We start from the raw sequence: 18,552 nt of genomic DNA on the forward strand, positions 1-18,552 counted from the left end.
GGTAGAATTTATGTTCAATTTTTCTTTTTGCTCTTGTAGTAGATGGAAGAGAGTTTTATACGTATTTTTCTTACCATAGTATTTAAAGTAGTTCTTGATATGTTGTTCATCTTAGCAACTTCATATAAGTTAAAGTACTTGAGTTGTTCGCATATCTTTTGCATCTTTCTTGGTAGCGTTGAAATCATGTAATCTACATCAGTACGTTTTGCTACTTCATCTTCAAAAGCTTCTGTTTTCTCAATATTGACGTAGTTATTAATGTTGCGTTTAATACATAGTTGTTTCTCCAATAAGTTATTGGCACGACGTTCAGTTAATCTTGCTACAAAAGTGTTAAAGCTACCTTTACTTTCATCATATCTATCAAGATAAGTCCAAATTTCACAGAAAAGTTCTTGCTCAAGATCTTCATGAGTTTCATGAGCAAAGCATTCAAAAAGTTTTAATCTCTTAGCTTGATACCGTATATTTTGAACAACTATGGCAGTTTTTAGTTTCATAACTTTTCCCTAAAACAATTAATGCTTTAAGGATGAGAACTTATAGGTGCACTTTGTAGGACAGGAGCAAAAATAAATAATACAGATGCAATTTTTAACCTATTGATATTCTATTGTTTTTTTTCGAGAATAATACAGTTCGATTTTTAAATAATACTGCAACAAAAAATTAGGCAAAAATTCATTTTTTTTGGACAAAAATTTTCCAAATCCTGAATATATATTATATAAGCCTTTCAAACTCATCACAGGTGTCAATTCTTACACAATCAGGAAGAGCAGCAATAGCAGCCAGCATAAAAGAGCAAGTTATACATCTTGCTTGGGGTAGTGGTGATGCCAATTGGGAAAGTAGCCATCAGGTCGAAAAAGTTTTTATTGAGGGTGAAATAGCTCTAAATCACCATACTATTAAAGATGTAAGGGTTTTTACAGGACAAACAACTTATCAGCCAAGTATAGATTATATAGTTGATAGCAGTACTGGTGTAATTAAACGTACGGGAAATAGCTCTATCAGGGCAAATAGTGCAGTTACTGTAGAATATAGTGAAAGCACACCACCAGAGCTGATAACTTCTGAAAAACTGCTCAATGAGCTTGGCAGACGTACTGCGAACGAAGTGCTCTTCTGCACAGGTGATGAGAATGGAGAGCTTTTGACCCCTTCTGGAAGGTTTAGGCCCTCAAATGTACCAACTAATAATCTCTATCTTAAATTTACTTTCGATTTCACGGACGCAGCAAATCAAGTGATAAGGGAATTAGGGGTTATGGTTGGTACTAAAGTAAAAGAAGGGTTACCTAGAGGACAAAGATATTTTGAACCAAAAGACGTGGAAAATCCTGGAATCTTATTAGTTTTAGAACACACCGTACCACTTATCAGAACTGCAGCAACCCGGGAAACATTTGCCTTTGTAGTAACATTTTAAAAAATTTATGAAAGGAAAAAAAGAAATGACAAATGATGCGCTTATTCGTTTACAGAAGATGGGACTTGATGATTCCACTGCTGAGCAGCTACTGAGTTTTAAAGACGATGAAAACTTCTTATATGACTCAGTGTTTAAAATTACTGACTTATCCGAGAATAGGTTTGTTGAAGTAGTAAAAGATACATTTTTAGAAAGCACGGCACGGGATATCTACCAAAAAGCTGTAGCCAGAAAGAAGTTTATTTCAGTTTATGTAGCAAATGCTAAGGAAATTTCTGAGCTTCATTATCGAGCTCAACGCTGCTGCAACATACATTAAAATTTATAGGGGAAAACATGCATATATCAAAAATCTTTAATACTGATGATTACAATCAGTGTGAAAGTTGCCAATCAGTACTAAGTCCTGCAGCTTATCTGGTTAAGTTATTGGAAATAGTTGGTAAATATATTACAGCACAACCAACTAAATCACTCGAAGAACGTCGTCCAGATCTCTACGATATCAAACTCGATTGCGACAATACCAACAAAGAGAAGTTATATCTTGAAATCGTAAATGAGATAATGGAGGAAAAGCTAAAGCATGATCTTGGAGATGATGTTCTAAGTAAACTTGCAACTGCCAAATATCCTTTTAACCTTCCAGCAAATTTTCCACTAATGAGTATACGTGCTTATCTTAAGAAGCATAAGACAAGCTTAGCAGAGATATATAAAATACTCATTGCAAATGCTGATACTGATGCAGAGTTTTTATGTCTTTCTCCGGAAGAATATGAAGTAATTACGTCTGATAACAAAACAGAAACTTATTTAAAAGAAGTATATGGAATAAAAGATGGGGAAATAGATCAACTAAAAAATGTTGATAAATTCATTGCACAAACAGGTATGGAGCACGATAAACTTCAGTCATTACTTGATAGCTATAATAAAATTAAAGGTTCAATAATACTTGCCGTTACAGAACAAACTATAGATGAGCACAAAAAACAAATTATAGATAACCTTGATAACCAAGCACTAAGCTTTCTACATCGCTTTATTCGTTTAGCAAACAAACTCACTGGTCATTTGATGAGTTAACTCAAGCACTAAGTGAGGGTAAAATTGATCAGAAAAAAATAGCAAAGATTAAAAATCTACATGAAAAATTTCAACAACCTTTAGCTAAAATATTTGCATTGTATGCTGATAGTCTACCAGAGGGTATATCAAATAAAATTGACAGTTTACCAGAATTTAAAGCACTTTTAAGTCAAAAAAGCCTCAAAGATTTAGCTGCCACAGCAAGTAACTATAGTACATTACAAAATATTTTAGGAGTAAAGAGTAATGAATTAACTTCTTTAATTAACTACCACAATGATCAAGAGGTATTCGGAGAAAAAATTTTAAAAGTATACAAACAAGTTCTGCTTGCAAGATTAGTAAACATACCAATAGCAGAGCTCTTATCACAATTAAAGATAGAAGGAGTAAATCAAGACAATGTAGTTGAGTTTAATGATTGGCTAACAAAACATGCAATTACGACAGAGCAAATACGCAGATTGATTGATCCTGCCTCAAGCAAGCAACTTGCAGAACAATTGCACAATTCAGTACAAGGAGTAAAAGATCAGCAAAGTTTCTATAACGAGGTGTATAAGTTTGTAGGTAATATTCAACCTGAAATACTAGATGCTATTTATACATTTACTGCTGATCCAGAGAATCCGCAATCATTTTCAGACAGAGGATTTTTAGAAAAGTTTCTTCATAATATAGATGTATTTACAACATTAAAATTTGAAGTAGAGAGTATTGCAAATTACAAGAGTGCATATGGAGGACAAGAAACCTGGTCAATTGAGCAGATCAAGACTTTAGCAAACTATAGAACACTAAAGGGATTATATTCTAAGTTGCCAGAATACATAAGCTGGCTATATGGAAATGACTACAAAAGTGACAAAATAATAGAAAAAATGGTTCAGCTAACTGGTTGGAATCAAGATACGCTAGAAGCTATTAAAGAGGTCAAAATATTTAGGCCATGTTTTGAGAAGCAAGATCCAGTAGGCTCTCTGATGAAGATTAAACCTCTCATGGATATAGCTGGTATTAACGTCAAAGTTCTACTAAAGCTCAAGGATTTATATAATTTAAAAGTAAGTGGAAATGATGAGTGGAAAAAATACACTGATGTTGCTCGAGATTTGGAGCTCATTACTGAAGAAGACGAAGGATATTTAGCAAGAGAAAAGCGGGATATTCTCGCAAGGTACATGATACATATCAATCAAGACCTGAAAAACATGAGGGATCTCTATGGATTCTTGCTGATAGATGTTGAAATGAGTGAATGTTCAAAGATTTCGCCGATTAAAGCAGCACTAAATAGTGTTCAGCTATACATTCATCGCGCTATGATAGAAGAAGATATAAAGGTTGATGAGAAATTCACTGAAGAAAAATGGAAATGGCTGTCCAGTTATCGGGAGTGGGAAGCAAGCAATAAGATAAAATTATATCCAGAAAACTACTTAAATCCAACATTACGCAGAATTGTTACTCCAGAATACAAAAAGCTACAGAATACTTTAATGCAAGGAAACATCACCGATGAAGGAGTAAGTGATGCATACATGAAGTATTTTGAAGATTTTGAACAAGTAACCAGCTTAAAGATAGTTGATAGCTGTTTTGAAAGAGTAGATAAAAAAAATACACTGTACGTTATTGGCAGAACTCTTGCGCAACCATACGATTATTATTACCGCATAGCAATATTTGATGAAGAAAACCAAAATATCCTCTACTGGACTGCGTGGGAGAAAATAGAAGCATCGATTCCAGTTGAGACAGTTACTCCAATATATGCGTTCAACAGATTATTTATATTTTGGGTCCAGCAAATTGAAAAAGGGAAAGATAACGAAAAAAGAATTGATGCAACGATTAATTACATCTTTCAAAAACCAAGTGGTAGTTGGACAGCACCACAAAAGCTTGCAAGTGATATTAAAATAGATCCAGTTGATGAAGCAAAAAAATTATACTGGAAGAAAGTAGCAGTTTTTTATCTAAAAGAACAAGGTGGAGAAGAAAGACGGATTGTAGTTATTATAGGTGAAACAAAGTTTGATAGTGAAAGCCCGTCTAATCTATTTACTCTTGATGAAGATTTAGTTGCCAGTGAGAATCAGAAGGGAGTGTTTATTAATAACCTGACTTATGAAACCCGTGCTATGAATTTAAACAAAAAACTTCCTGACACACACAGTGTTGTGATTGGCAATAGAGTTCTTTTTTTTCGAAGTACGGTTCGTGGTTACCCTGATTTTCAGTATTCTTCTCAAGTTGATATTTATGATAATGACAATGAAACCTGGATAACTCATCCCACTGTAGAATCACGCAGTGAAGTGGCAGTGGCAGTAGTAGGAAAGAGGGCTATTTTCTTTTGGGGCAGCATAAAAAGTAAATCCTCTTCAGAGAGAGACACCTACGATCTGACTGAATTCTCTTCAAAGATAGATATCTACGACGATGAAACGGGAAATTGGACAACTCACAACGCTAGTGAAGCTAGACAATCTGCAAAGGTAGCGGTAGTAGGAAAGAAGGCTATTTTTTTTGGTGGTTATAAAGAGAGACCAAACCGATACTCTGCAAAAATAGATATTTATGATGATAAAACCAAACAATGGACGTCTCATACTGCTAGTGAAGCGCGATTATATCCAGGAGTAGCAGTAATAGACAAAAAGGTCATTTTCTTTGGTGGTGTAGGTGAAGAATGCTTTGGAAAAATAGATATTTATGATGATAAAACAGGAATATGGACAACTTATACCACTAGTGAAGCTCGATACCTTGAAAAGACAACAGTACCAGTGTTAGGTAAGAAAGCTATTTTCTTTGGGGGAAATAAAGGTAATGATCAGTACTCATTACAAATAGATATTTATGATGATGAAGCAGGAAGATGGTCAACTCATACTTCTAGTGAAGCACGTTTGGTTCCAGCAGTAGTAGTAGGAAAGAAGGCTATTTTCTTTGGTGGTCAGAAAAGTAATCATCACAGCTCTGCACAAGTTGATATTTACGATAGTGAAACAGAAGGATGGTCAACTCACACTGCTAGTGAAGCGAGAATGGATGCAGCAGCAGTAGTAGTAGGAAAGAAGGCTATTTTCTTTGGTGGTTACATTCCTGAAAGAAGTCGTTATTCTGCAAAAATAGATATTTACGATAGTGAAAAAGGAGAATGGAAAACTCATGAAGCTAGTAGAGCAGTAGCTAATGTGTCAGCAGTAGTGGTAGGCAAAAGGGCTATTTTCTTTCCAGCTGATGGAGCTTCTCAACAAATCAATATCTATGATGACGAAACTAACAAATGGACATCTATGACTACTACTGGTGTAAGTCATGTTGTCCACTCTATTCAAGATAACAAAGTAACGTTTTTTGGTAATGATATACGTGGTAACATATTAAAATGTGAAATACGGTTAAATAAATTTCAATATCCATCTTATGATGCAATTAACTATGACGATAAGCTTCTTTTAGGAGAAACCAAAAATATCTTTCAAACCAATGTTACCAATAAAGATGGTAATGCTACACTTTTATATGAAAATGACTCTACTAAGCAATTAATATTGTTAAATGATTTTAAAAAGTCCTTATCACAGCAAGTAATAAACAAACCAGGCTGGTTCATTGTTGAAGGTAACTTAGAGCGTGAAAATATTCGTGAATCTTTCTTGCTTTTACCTAAAGATTACAACTTATCTGCAATTAGTGAGCAATCAACTTATAAGATAAATAAGGATAAACTTGAGTTTGAATATATTAGCGAAACCCCAAAGTCTAATTTTAAAGATATAAAATTCTCTTTTACGAGGTTAAACATCACTGGCAATGTTCGCTATTTACGTCAAAAAGCTTATGCTGGTGGGCCAAAAAGTATTTTAACCTTAGAATCACATATTAGGTCCACAAAATGAAGAAAAACTTTTGTTTGCGAGATTTAAGCCACAAGATAGCGTAATTGAGCGTCCAAGTGATGATTTGGAATTCAGTGGCGCTTATGGCCTTTATCTATGGGAAATATTTTTCCATATTCCAATGCTGGTTGCTTGGCATTTGCACAAAGAGCAAGATTTTGCTACAGCAAGAAAATGGTATCAATATATCTTCAACCCTACCAATGATAAAGCATGGCAGTTTTTGCCTTTTGCAGGGCATAACAATGACGGTATCGTTGCATCACTAAATGATACGCAAACTAATACAGAACTTGCAATTGATCCATTTGATCCATACACCATTGCAAAACAACATGTAACTTCATTTGAAAAGTACATCATCATATCTTACGTAAACAATCTTATCGATTGGAGAGACATGCTCTTTGCTAAGGGATCATGGGAAGCATTAAATCAAGCTACGATGTTATATATCAGAGCTTGGGACTTACTTGGCCCAAAACCTATTAAAAAAGGGAATTTTTCAGTTCAGCCTCAATCCTTCAATGAATTGAAACAGCATGATTTATTGCAACTGGAAACAGAACTACCCTCTGGTTCACAACCTGAAGTTCAATCTGATGAAGCTCATGATCTTATCAAATACAGCAATTACTTCTGCAAGCCTGAAAACAAGAGCTTTATTGGTCTTTGGGATAAAGTTGAAGATCGTTTATACAAGATAAGACATTGTTTAGATATAGGAGGCAAAAAAGCAGTACCGCCTTTATTCCAGCCACCGCTTAATCCTAAGCAACTGGAGGCCATTCTGTAGAATTACCACAAATACAACTACCACATTATCGATTCAGTCAGATGGTGAGTTATGCAAAATCAATAGTTGAAACTGTGATGCAATTTGGCTCAGAGTTACTTGATGTTTTGGAAAAGAGAGATGCTGAATCATTAACTATTTTTTACAATAAACAAGAAGGGATAACCAGTAATTTAATCTCATCGATTAAAGAAAGGACCATAGAAGCTTTAAAGAAAGAACAAGATGCACTAAGTGCAAGTTTAAATAATGCTGAGGAGCGTAGATCGCATTATGAAAAATTAATTAGTTCTGGTGTATTTTCTGATTTACCAATTCTCAGTGGATTACTCCATGGTTTATCAGCTCTTGAATTAACAGGAGTAACTTTGCGTTCTGGAGCAATTGCAACAAGACTTGGAGCTTCTGGTACATTTGGAGCTGCAGCGTTAACTCATTGGACACCTACAATATTTGGCTTTTCTAATGGCGGTTTTCATCCCGGTTTTTCCGTAGAAGCAGGAGCAGAATCTGTCAGTGCCTTAGCAGATAATATGAGAGATGGTGCTGAATTATGCAACATTATAGCAAGTTATCAAAGACGTGATGAGGATTGGGATTTACAGAAAAAGTTAGCTACCTGTGATGTGAAGCAGATTAATCATACAATAGAGGCTAATCAAATTAACCAAGCTATTGCTGAGCAAGAATTAAAAGCACATCAAGAGTCAATCAAGCAAAACCAGGAAAAAAGAGAATTCTTTGAAAGTAAATTTACAAGTAAAGAGCTCTATAACTGGATGAAAGGGCAAATAGCTGTGATTTATTTCCAAGCTTATAAGATGGCTTTAGAAATGGTAAAACAGATGGAAAAAACTTATCAGTATGAGTTGAATAACGATAGAGTATTTGTTACAGCAAGCTCTTGGAACAGCTTAAAAGAAGGATTACTTGCAGGTCATAGCTTGAAGTTTGCTCTTGAGCAAATGGCTAAAGAGTATCTTGATAATAATGAAAGAGCTCTGGAGATTACTAAAACAATACCTCTAAGTCCTATTGCAATCAATGACTTAAAAACAAAAGGAAGCTGTAAGTTTGCATTAACAGAAAAGATGTTTGACCTTGATTTTCCAGGTCATTATTGCCGTAAGATCAAGAGTATAAGGATTACTATTAGAGAAGAAGTTGCTCCTTATCAGGATATTCATGCTACTTTGCAGCAAACAGGCAATAGAGTAGTACTTAAACCTGACATTGAGGCAATAAAATCATTACTTGGTGAAAGTGATGAATCAAATGAGTCGATAAGGGTAAATTGGAAAACAGGTCAACAGATAGCAATATCAAAAGGAAACCAAGCAGATAGTGGATTATTTGAATTAAACTTCAATGATGAACGTTATCTACCATTTGAAGGTACAGGGGGCGGTATCTGATTGGATTTTAGAGCTACAAAATACTGAAAAAGTTTCTGATGTGATTATACATCTTGATTATACTGCATTTAACGGAGGAAAAGAGTTAAGTAACAAAGTAAAAGCTCTGCCGAAGCTAAAGTACTATTACGACATGTTGGCAGTGAAGTTAAGTGAGGTAGATCAAGAAAAGTGGCAAAGATTTAAACAATCAGGAGAGTTTAAGTTTAAACCCTCTTTTTCGACTCGAATCAAAAATCCAGAAATTGATTTAAACGGTGTTTATCTCGTACCAAAAATAGCAGATGGGAGTGAGGTAAATATAAAACTGGGTAATAACGTTTGGGATAAGGATACTCATAAAGTCACTGTAACTCAGCTGGAGAATGATTGGGTCATTAAAGCAACTAATGCGAATAAAATAGAGGAGATTACGGTGATAATCCCTTATAAGGCTGAAGTCAATTGGAAGTAACATGAGTTTAAACGGCTATTACAATCGCTTTGATCCTGACAAAGAGTACGAAAAAAGCTTATTCCTGGCAGGAAGGGGTTTACAGTCAGCAGAATTAAACGAGACTCAAGAGTATGCTCTTTTCAAGCTCAAAGGCATAGGAGATGCGATATTTCGTGATGGTGATGTTATAACAGGAAGCAATTGTATCATAGATGGGGAAACCGGCGAAGTCACACTTGAATCGGGAAAAATCTATCTTCGTGGAGCGGTGAGAAAAGTAGGGGGAAAAAGATTTATTATTCCACTGAATACCACAGTTCGCATCGGTGTTTTTTTCGCCCTATCCACTATTACAGAATTAGAGGATGAGAATCTTCGTGATCCTGCAGTTGGTACGCGTAATTATCAAGAAGTAGGGGCAGCAAGACTTAAAGTTTCCACCATTTGGGGTTATCAAGCAGAAGGTCTTTCTCCACGTTTTTCCACCACTGATGGAGAATTTTATCCAATTTATAACATTGAAAATGGAGTTCTCATTCAGCACTCACCACCTCCACAAGCAAACATAGTAACCACAGCTCTTGCTCGTTATGACAAAGAAGCCAATGGTTCCTACGTAGTAAATGGCCTTGAAGTGATGTTTTTGCAAAGGGACGAAAAAGGGGGAGAAATATTTGTGATTAATGAGGGCAAAGCTCATGTTGATGGCTATGAGATTGAACTTCCTCACAGTATTCGTGTTTCTTTTGATGAAGATCCGGATATAAAATCAGTTGAATCAGAACCACATACTTTTCAGCCAAATAGCCAAAGAGTAATGGAACTGAAGGTTAATGATTTTCTAATAAGTGAAATCAAAAAAGTAGATATCACTGTTCAAAAAACCATTACTGTTACTCACGGTTCATACTCAGGAGCTGTTGATCCAATACCTGACTCTGCGGTACTTGAGATTATTCAAGTTAAACAAGGAGACGTTATTTATGAAAATAGTGCAGATTATAAACTAAACGCAGGAAACATTGATTGGTCATTACCTGGCAAAGAACCAGCACCTGGGAGTAGTTATCAAATAACTTATCGCTGTCGTACTCATGTGAGCCCTGAAGATATAAATGAAAAGGGATGTAAAGTAAAAGGAGCAGTTGATAATAGCTTGGTTTTAGTTGATTACACCTGGAAAATGCCCCGCTTTGATTTAATTACTATCGATATCAAAGGAGTGGTAAGAAGAATAAAAGGAATTTCTCACCCTTGGCGACCATCGATGCCTAAAGCACCTAGTGGACAACTTTTGCTCTGCTACATTCACCAAACGTGGAAAAACGGGGAAAAAGAAGGGGTAAAAATAGTGAATAATGCTATTCATGCTGTACCGATGAATGAGCTTGAAGCAATGAAAAAAGGAATAAATGATCTTTATGCGCTGGTTGCAGAGGAAGGTTTACGCAGTGATGCAAATTCAAGAGAACCTACCACCAAAAAAGGGGTATTTGTAGATCCGTTCTTTGATGATGATATGCGCAATCAAGGAATTTCGCAGTCTGCAGCAATAGTAAATAGAGAGCTAGTTCTGCCAATAGATGTAGAAGTTGCAGATATTGAAAAAGTTGGGGAAAGATATCTTTTGCCATATGAACTTGAACCGGTACTGGAGCAGCTTTTACAGACTAAAGGAGAAAAGATTAATCCATATCAAGCTTTTGATCCAGTCCCGGCACAAATTACTCTAAATAAAAACATTGATCACTGGACGGAGGTAAAAACAAATTGGAAAAGTCCAGTAACCAGAGTATTTAATGCTAAAGAAACGACAGAGCTGCTGTCAAGTACTTCATACGAAACTGAATTTATGAGAGAAGCAGTACAGAATTTTGAAATTGAAGGTTTTGAGCCAGATGAAAAGCTTAAGGAAATAAAATTTGATGGCATTTCTATTATACCTATGGCATAGAGGAAAAAAAAGTGGAAAAAAGAGCTAACAACCAGGGAAAATTAAAGGGAAAGGTGAAAGTACCAGCAAACATTCCAGCAGGTACTAAATTAGTACAGTTTTATGGGGATAAAGGAAGCTATGGAGAGGCAACTTATACTGGTAAAAAAACTATTACTATAGAAGAAAGAAGAAGAGTTATCGCAGCAAGAAGAGTTGATCCTTTAGCACAAACATTTACTTTAAATGAGAGCAGACACATAGGAGGTCTAGAGTTATGGTTTGGTGTGTCCAGAGAAGGTGAAGATGTTCAGTGGGAGTCAGACCCACCAGGATAAAAGTCGGAGTCCTGTAGCTAGGGTAGCAATGTGGAGGGAAACCAAAATGTTGAAGCCTACCGACAACGTTATCGTAGGATAATGGCGAATTACCAGGCCGCAGTGAAAACGAACACATGGGTGGCCCCGAAAAACTCTAAGTACTAAAGGCCGAGCCCACCAAACCAGGGCGAAAGCAATATAGGAGGCTGAAACACGAATGATACAGCATACCTACTTTAGCGGGGTGATAGTGGCAGCATGGTAATAAGGACATATAAAGCAACTGGAGAAACCCTCCTCATCCCAAGGAGAAAAACCTTGGAGTGGTAGGTTCTATAACTGGAAAACAGGAAATGAACCGAAGATGAAAGGGTGGCGGATGGGTGTGTAGTAGCGAAGAAATGGGGTAACGCCCATGGAGCAAAGGCACCCTACTAGTAGAGATCTTTTAACAAAAGGAAGGTAAAGGTAAAAATGACAAAAATGCCAATAAAATTACAAGACCTGAGAAGAAAGATATATATCAAAGCGAAAGCAGAACCGGAATGGCGATTCTGGGGAATATATGTACACGTCTGCAAGATGGAGACACTAGAAGAAGCATATAAGCTAACAAAGAAAAGCAATGGGGCACCAGGAATTGATGGGGTAACATTCAAATCGATAGAGGCAGAAGGCTTAGAAAAGTATCTTCAGCAAATAAGACATGAACTAATAACCAAAACCTATAGCCCAAATAGGAACCGGAGAAAGGAAATACCAAAAGTTGGGGGAAAACTCAGAACGTTGAACATACCCTGCATCCGGGATAGAATAGTGCAAAGTGCACTAAAGCTAATAATTGAACCGATATATGAATCTGACTTTCAGGACGGATCATATGGATATAGACCCAAGAGAAAAGCGCATGAAGCAGTAAGCAGAGTAGCGAAAGCAGCAATCAAAGGCAATACAAAATGTATTGATGTAGACCTGAAATCCTATTTTGATAACGTACGACATCATATTCTCATGGAGAAAATTGCCAAGAGAATAAATGATAAAGAAATCATGCACTTGATCAAGCTAATCCTTAAGGTAGGAGGAAAACGAGGAATAGCGCAAGGGTCGCCGATCTCACCGTTGTTGAGCAATATATACCTCAATGAGGTAGACAAAATGCTAGAGAGAGCAAAAGAGGTGACCAGGGAAGAAAAATATCAACGTATAGAATACGCCAGATGGGCAGACGATTTAGTGATACTGATAGATGGGTACCAGAGATGGGAATGGCTCGAGAAATTAGTGTACAAAAGGTTACAAGAAGAATTAGCAAAACTAGAAGTAAGTGTAAATGAAGAAAAGACAAAAATTGCCAATCTAAAGAGAGGAGAAACATTCAGCTTTCTAGGATTTGACTTTCGAAAGAAAATTACAAAACAAGGAAAGTGGAGAGTACAGATAACACCACAGATGAAAACACGAACAAGCCTACTTCAAAAGTTGAAGAAGGTATTCAGTAACTATAAATCGCAACCAATACGGAGAGTGATTCAGATCATCAATCCGATATTGAGAGGGTGGGTAAACTACTTTAGAATAGGAAACTCAAGTCGAAGCTTCAGCTACGTTAAACAGTGGGTAGAGAAGAAAACAAGACGCAATATGATGCAAGCCAGAAAAGCAAAAGGATTTGGTTGGAAAAGGTGGAGTAGCGAATGTATATATGAGACCCTTGGTCTATATTCGGACTATAGAATAAGATATTACGTTCCGAAAGCCTAACCAGCACAATATGTTATAAACTTTGGTAAGAATCTACTAGGAAAGCGTAGTGCGGGAAATCCGCATGCTGCGTTTGATGAGGCGGGAATTGGAAACGTAAACATGGGAATTTTGGATTGAGGCCCAACATGAAAATAATGGATCAGCCACCAAACCCTAAAGAGGCGCGCCAGTTCTCGACCCTACTAAATAACGGCAAAAAACGTGTTGTTGTGCAGATTAGAGAAACAGCAGTGGGAATGCCCTCGCAGACTGTCATTGCTGAAAGTTATATTGAGCCAAAAGATATAAAGATAGATGGAACAGCAACACGTATAGAATGGCCACCAGTGTTTTGCCATGCAGAACAAGAGTATGCAATAGTGCTACTTACTGATGATCCTGGTACTGCAGTAAAAATAGCAGAGCTTGGCAAATATGATGCAGTAAATAGCCGTTGGGTAACGAGTCAGCCTTATCAAGTAGGAGTATTACTTTCATCAAGCAATGCAAGTACCTGGACACCACATCAGAATTTAGACCTTACCTTTCGATTACTAGCTGCAAAATTTAGCGAACTTTTTCACCTTTTTAATCTTGGCAAAGTCAATGCGAATAATGTATCGGATTTGATAGTTTTGACGAACGTTGAAAAAGTAGCATTTGATACCAATGTAGAATTTATCTTAACAGATGAAGAGGGAAGAGAAAACTTTTTGTCTGATAATTTGCCGCTTGCACTGCGCGAAAGAATAAATGGAGAATTAACGGTAAAAGCAAGCCTAAAAGGAGGGCGAGAAAAAAGTCCAGTGCTATATCCTGGGTTACAGCTAGTTATGGGTAATATAGGGGAAAAAGGAGATTATGTAACTAGGAGCATTACAGCAGGAGCTAACACTAAGATAACAATTACCTATGATGCGCTAATACCTGGCACTGCAGATGTTAAAGCATATGTACAAAAAAACGTGGATTGGCAATTAGTAAATTTAACATCAGGAAAACCAATTGGAGAAAATTGGGTAGAGAGAACTCATGTGCTGACAAACTTTAATGGCAATGAGACTAGGGTAAAATTAGTTTTAAGTGGAACAGTTGTTTATCGCCCTAAGGTAAAAAATCTCAGAGTGATTGTCACATAATGACTGTTGACCAAACCAAACGAGAATATCCACTGCCTCATCCAGAAAATATTGCAGTTCAAGATGTGGTACGTATTCGAAGAGCTATAGAAAAAATAGATGAAGATATTACCGAAAGAGAAGATGAGCATAATCAACTAAAAAATAATTTTAAACGATTTAGATTTGAAACTTTTTTGAATTTTTGGGAATGAAAGAAGCAATATACCAAAGAATAAAGGATTTAGCAGCAAATAGCACACCTGATCAACTGGCATATCTTGCAAAATCGCTGGAATTGATAGCAGATAAAAAAGCTATTGCTGACATTGTGCAGATGACTGAGGTAAAAGGAATAATTGATGCACTACAAAAGAGGCTTAAGGATTTAGTAGAAAACAGTACACCAGATCAATTAGCATATCTTGCTAAAGCATTGGAATCAATAGTCGACAAAAGTGCGGTTTCTGAAATTGTGCAAATGACTGATGGTAAGCTAAAAGAACTTCTTGATAGTGCAAAAAAACACCTAAATGATATAAACAGCAATAAAACAAACTCAATATCAGCAATAACTGCAGTAAAAACAGAGTCTGTTAATGAAATCAACAAGCTTAGGGATAATTCCTTAAATACTTTAAAAGCATAATCAGATTCGCACATATCGCTACTTGATACGAGAAAGAATGCCAATATTGCAGCAATAAATAGCATTAGTAACAGTCATAAAGATGGTCTTAAAGGTTTAGTAGAAGATTTTCGTGCTGTTAATAATGTACCACCTGGCTCATCAATTATAGGAGAAATAGAAACTCGAATTGAAAACATCTCTAATGAGGTAAAAACTCGGGATGAACAGTTAAAAGCGTCTCTTATAAATGAAATAAGAAAGCGCAACATGGTTGAATCAGGGTCATTACCTTTCTTATTTGGTGTACTTGGAAGAAAAAATAATTACTTTGGCCACGGAACTTTTATGACAGAGCTTGGAAAGTGGAGTAGTGATATAACAAAAACTGACTATATGTTACAACTACTAGCAGGTAGCCATACATACGATACAGATTACGTTAGTTTTTATCGGCCAAGACAACTAAGTTTTATAGAGGGAAGTAAAGGAACATTTATTTACGGAGAGTTATGCACAAAAAGTTTTTCTGGTAGTTATGATGAGATATACTATTACCCATATGCTGCACTTGGAGTAGTATTTGTAAAAAATACAACCAATGTGAACATAAATAAAGCAATAGAATTTGTTGGATCATCATATTCGAGTACGGAGTATGGAGGTGCAGGATTATTTGTGGGAACGCCAGATAATACTAATTCCAGTAAGTCAAGAATCTCTAAAATAATGTGGAAAAATGTTTACCAATACACGAGTTCTGATAGCAAATTAGCTGGATCTGGTAATGTGGAGATTCCAGCAGGAAAAACAGTTGCAATATTACTTTACACATCATCTTACCTGTATTCCAGAACACAAGTTAGTCAAGGTATGCTTGCATCAAATTATGTACACAACTATGGTCAATTTATCCAGTGGGGGAATTTATAACATACGTAGCAATTTTCTCACCACAGGACTTGAGGTGGACGTAGAGAGAACGCTAAGAGCTTGGCAATGTCCAGGATTAGATGCCACCCACAAAATTTGGAATTGATACTAGAAAACGGAGAAAACCAATGCCAATTTATATTAGATTTGAAAATAACAAACAAGTAGAGACAACAACACTTGAAAGCAAGCCAACTGAAAATGATTGGTATGAAGCACCAGAAGATTTTGATTGGCAAAAAAGCTATTGTTTAACAGAAGGAGGCAAAATTGCTCAGCGGAATCAAGAAGATATTGAATTGGAGTTACTACAAAATGCGAAGTTTTCTGCACTTTCTAATCTTCATGCTTATTATGATAACTATACTCACCAATACGCAGGATATTCTCATCAGAAGTCTAAGTCGTACGAAATACAAGCAAAAGCCGCAGAGAACATTTTAGCAGCACCAGAATCTATAGACAAAAAAGATGCAGAAATTATAGAGCCATTAGCAAAAGTCCGAGGAATTTCAGTAGTAGAAATGGCAAGAATAATTCAGGAAAAAGCAAAAAGAGCGAAAAAAGCAATAATCAAGTGCGAAGAATTGGTGGATATAGCTGAAAGGGAAATCGGTGAAGCTAAAAGTAAGGAAGAGCTGCAAACTTTGCTAGATAATTGTAAACAAAAAATGCAAGAAAGTTGAAAAGGGGAAAAAGAAATGACAGAACAGTTTCTACATGGAGTAAATGTTATCGAGGTTACCTCAGGAGCGAGGACAGTACGAACAGCTAAATCATCGGTAATTGGAGTAATTGGTACTGCACCTGATGCTGACGGGCAAAAGTTTCCACTAAATAAACCAATATTAATAGCAGGAAGCTTAAAAGAAGCAGCAAAACTTGGTCAATCTGGGACTTTGCCTTCAGCTATTAATGCAATTTTTTCCCAAATTGGTGCAACAGTAGTAGTTATTCGAGTTGAGGAGAAAGTAGAAGAGACGCTCAGCAATGTCATTGGTGGAGTTAACGAAGAAACTGGAGAATATCAGGGAATTCAAGCGTTCTTAAGCAGTGAAAGCATAGTTCATATTGCTCCAAGAATATTAATTGCACCTCAATTTACTCACCAACTACCAGAAGATGGCAAAAATCCAGTAGTTGCAGCATTAATTCCTATAGCAGAAAAGCTGAGAAGCATAATAGTAGCAGATGGACCAAATACTAATGATGAAGAATCAATAAAATGGAGAAAAAGTGTAGGCAGCTCAAGAGTTTACGTAGTTGATCCATGGGTTAAGGTACTTATTGAAGGAAAAGAAGAAATTCTCCCTCCAAGTTCATTTGTAGCTGGTTTAATAGCAAAAGTAGATAGCGAACAAGGATTTTGGCATTCACCTTCAAATAAAAAGATAAACGGTATTGTTGGAACAAGCAGGCCTATTGATTTTACGCTCGGTAATACAAATTGTAGAGCAAACCACTTGAATGAAAATGAAGTAACAACGATAATTCATCAAAATGGCTATAGGCTTTGGGGAAATAGAACATGTTCAAATGACTCAAAATGGGCTTTTTTGTCAGTGAGAAGGACTGCAGATTTAATTAACGATAGTTTACTTAGGGCTCATTTATGGGCAGTTGATCGCAATATCACTAAAACTTATATAGATGATGTGATTGAGGGGGTGAATTCTTATTTGGCCAATTTAAAAGCACAAGGAGCAATTATCAGCGGAAAATGTTATGCAACTCCCGAACTCAATACACCGGCAAATATTGCAAGCGGAAAAGTGTATTTTGATTTTGAGTTTACACCGCCATATCCAGCTGAACAGATTACTTTCAGGTCACACCTTGTGAGTGGCGCAATATTGTAAAAGGAGAAAGAGAGATGTTACCAAAGATCCTAAAGAATTTTAACGTATTTGTTGATGGTCGTGGCTATGCAGGAAAAATAGATGAAGTAACCTTGCCAAAACTTACCATAAAAACAGAAGAATACAGAGCTGGTGGTATGGATATTCCAATAAATATTGATATGGGCATGGAGAAGCTTGAAGCAGATTTCACTTTTTCTGAATACGATACAGAGCTGTTTAGGCTATTTGGTCTAATAAATGGGAATTCAGTTTCTTTGACGCTCCGTGGTGGAATGCAAGGGAGTGGTAGTAACGATATTGAAGCTGTAGTAATCAATCTCAGAGGCATATTCAAAGAATTTGATTTTGGTAGCTGGAAACCTGCTGAAAAAGCCACTCTCAAATGCACTGTAGCTGCCCATTATTATAAACTTACGATAGGTGGTAATGAACTGATAGAGATCGACGCTGAAAATATGATTAGAAAGATAAATGGTGTTGATCAAATGGCCTTGCTGCAAACGATTCTAGGAATATGAAAACTTATTTGAAATTTTATTTTTTAAGGAGAAGTATATTAAAATAACTTTAAAAGTGTAAAAATATTTTATTTTTTAGGAGAATTTTATGGAAACTATAACACTTAATAACCCAATAACAGTTGATGGAATTTCTGTCTCAGAATTATCGATGCGTGAACCTAAAGTAAGAGATTTACTGGCTATAGAACGCATAGAAGGAGAAGCTTTGAAAGAAGTAGCTTTAATTGCTAATCTAGCATCCGTACCAAAAGAAGTAGTTGAAGATTTATGTATTAAAGATTATGTAGAAATACAGAAGGTGCTAAAAGGTTTTTTGTCGCCGCTGGAACAGAGGAGTTAAGATTCAATATTTTAAAACTTAGCTCAACAACAGGAAGTGGAATTGAGCAAATTATTAATA

Annotated in this window: 16 protein-coding genes and 2 pseudogenes; 17 read left to right on the plus strand and 1 reads right to left on the minus strand. The window is 36.2% G+C overall.

The genetic code is table 11. The features are described from left to right. Positions 1-14: 14 nt before the first annotated feature. The gene (locus ABWU23_RS07080) at positions 15-503 is read right to left on the minus strand and encodes a sigma-70 family RNA polymerase sigma factor (protein WP_065095315.1); all 489 of its coding nucleotides are present in this window, start codon (positions 501-503) and stop codon (positions 15-17) included. 251 nt (positions 504-754) lie between these two features. Here ABWU23_RS07080 and ABWU23_RS07085 point away from each other — a divergent pair, with 251 nt between their 5' ends. The 17 genes and pseudogenes from ABWU23_RS07085 (at position 755) to ABWU23_RS07165 (ending at position 18,492) form a co-directional block, all read left to right on the plus strand. Next, positions 755-1,438: a hypothetical protein gene (locus ABWU23_RS07085; RefSeq protein WP_265027167.1), complete on the plus strand. Its 684-nt coding sequence runs from the start codon at positions 755-757 to the stop codon at positions 1,436-1,438. Between the two features lie 25 nt (positions 1,439-1,463). Beyond that, the gene (locus ABWU23_RS07090; protein WP_353270560.1) at positions 1,464-1,760 is read left to right on the plus strand and encodes a hypothetical protein; all 297 of its coding nucleotides are present in this window, start codon (positions 1,464-1,466) and stop codon (positions 1,758-1,760) included. Between the two features lie 17 nt (positions 1,761-1,777). Then, positions 1,778-2,530, plus strand: a complete 753-nt coding sequence (locus tag ABWU23_RS07095; protein WP_353270559.1) for a Tc toxin subunit A — start codon at positions 1,778-1,780, stop codon at positions 2,528-2,530. Between the two features lie 98 nt (positions 2,531-2,628). Continuing rightward, positions 2,629-6,444 carry a neuraminidase-like domain-containing protein gene (locus tag ABWU23_RS07100; protein ID WP_353271016.1) on the plus strand — a complete coding sequence of 1,272 codons (3,816 nt, stop codon included), beginning with the start codon at positions 2,629-2,631 and terminating at the stop codon, positions 6,442-6,444. 10 nt (positions 6,445-6,454) lie between these two features. After that, positions 6,455-7,240, plus strand: a complete 786-nt coding sequence (locus tag ABWU23_RS07105) for a hypothetical protein (protein ID WP_353271017.1) — start codon at positions 6,455-6,457, stop codon at positions 7,238-7,240. Positions 7,241-7,281: 41 nt separating this feature from the next. Further along, entirely contained in the window at positions 7,282-8,655 is a 1,374-nt protein-coding gene (locus tag ABWU23_RS07110; protein WP_353271018.1) for a hypothetical protein, read from the plus strand. After that, the gene (locus ABWU23_RS07115) at positions 8,609-9,109 is read left to right on the plus strand and encodes a hypothetical protein (RefSeq protein WP_353271019.1); all 501 of its coding nucleotides are present in this window, start codon (positions 8,609-8,611) and stop codon (positions 9,107-9,109) included. The genes ABWU23_RS07110 and ABWU23_RS07115 overlap by 47 nt, the downstream gene beginning before the upstream one ends. A 1-nt stretch (position 9,110) precedes the next feature. Beyond that, positions 9,111-11,045, plus strand: coding sequence for a DUF4815 domain-containing protein (locus ABWU23_RS07120; protein ID WP_353271020.1), 1,935 nt, complete (start codon positions 9,111-9,113; stop codon positions 11,043-11,045). An 11-nt stretch (positions 11,046-11,056) separates the two neighbouring features. Next, a pseudogene (locus ABWU23_RS07125) lies at positions 11,057-11,308 on the plus strand (hypothetical protein); the annotation flags it as partial. Positions 11,309-11,818: 510 nt separating this feature from the next. Then, entirely contained in the window at positions 11,819-13,108 is a 1,290-nt protein-coding gene (ltrA, locus tag ABWU23_RS07130; protein ID WP_353270565.1) for a group II intron reverse transcriptase/maturase, read from the plus strand. A 128-nt stretch (positions 13,109-13,236) separates the two neighbouring features. After that, the gene (locus ABWU23_RS07135) at positions 13,237-14,229 is read left to right on the plus strand and encodes a hypothetical protein (RefSeq protein WP_353270566.1); all 993 of its coding nucleotides are present in this window, start codon (positions 13,237-13,239) and stop codon (positions 14,227-14,229) included. After that, complete coding sequence (locus ABWU23_RS07140; RefSeq protein ID WP_265022291.1) at positions 14,229-14,423, plus strand: hypothetical protein; 195 nt, start codon at positions 14,229-14,231, stop codon at positions 14,421-14,423. The genes ABWU23_RS07135 and ABWU23_RS07140 overlap by 1 nt, the downstream gene beginning before the upstream one ends. After that, a pseudogene (locus ABWU23_RS07145) lies at positions 14,420-15,875 on the plus strand (hypothetical protein). The gene ABWU23_RS07140 and the pseudogene ABWU23_RS07145 overlap by 4 nt, the downstream one beginning before the upstream one ends. A gap of 22 nt (positions 15,876-15,897) precedes the next feature. Then, entirely contained in the window at positions 15,898-16,455 is a 558-nt protein-coding gene (locus ABWU23_RS07150; RefSeq protein ID WP_353271022.1) for a hypothetical protein, read from the plus strand. 15 nt (positions 16,456-16,470) lie between these two features. Then, on the plus strand, positions 16,471-17,628 hold the full coding sequence (locus tag ABWU23_RS07155) for a phage tail sheath C-terminal domain-containing protein (RefSeq protein WP_353270567.1): 1,158 nt from the start codon (positions 16,471-16,473) through the stop codon (positions 17,626-17,628). 14 nt (positions 17,629-17,642) lie between these two features. Next, positions 17,643-18,149, plus strand: coding sequence for a phage major tail tube protein (locus ABWU23_RS07160; RefSeq protein ID WP_353270568.1), 507 nt, complete (start codon positions 17,643-17,645; stop codon positions 18,147-18,149). Between the two features lie 88 nt (positions 18,150-18,237). Next, positions 18,238-18,492 carry a phage tail assembly protein gene (locus tag ABWU23_RS07165; RefSeq protein ID WP_353270569.1) on the plus strand — a complete coding sequence of 85 codons (255 nt, stop codon included), beginning with the start codon at positions 18,238-18,240 and terminating at the stop codon, positions 18,490-18,492. Positions 18,493-18,552 lie beyond the last annotated feature (60 nt).

This window comes from Wolbachia endosymbiont (group A) of Hedychridium roseum (assembly GCF_964028325.1).
GTDB lineage: Bacteria > Pseudomonadota > Alphaproteobacteria > Rickettsiales > Anaplasmataceae > Wolbachia.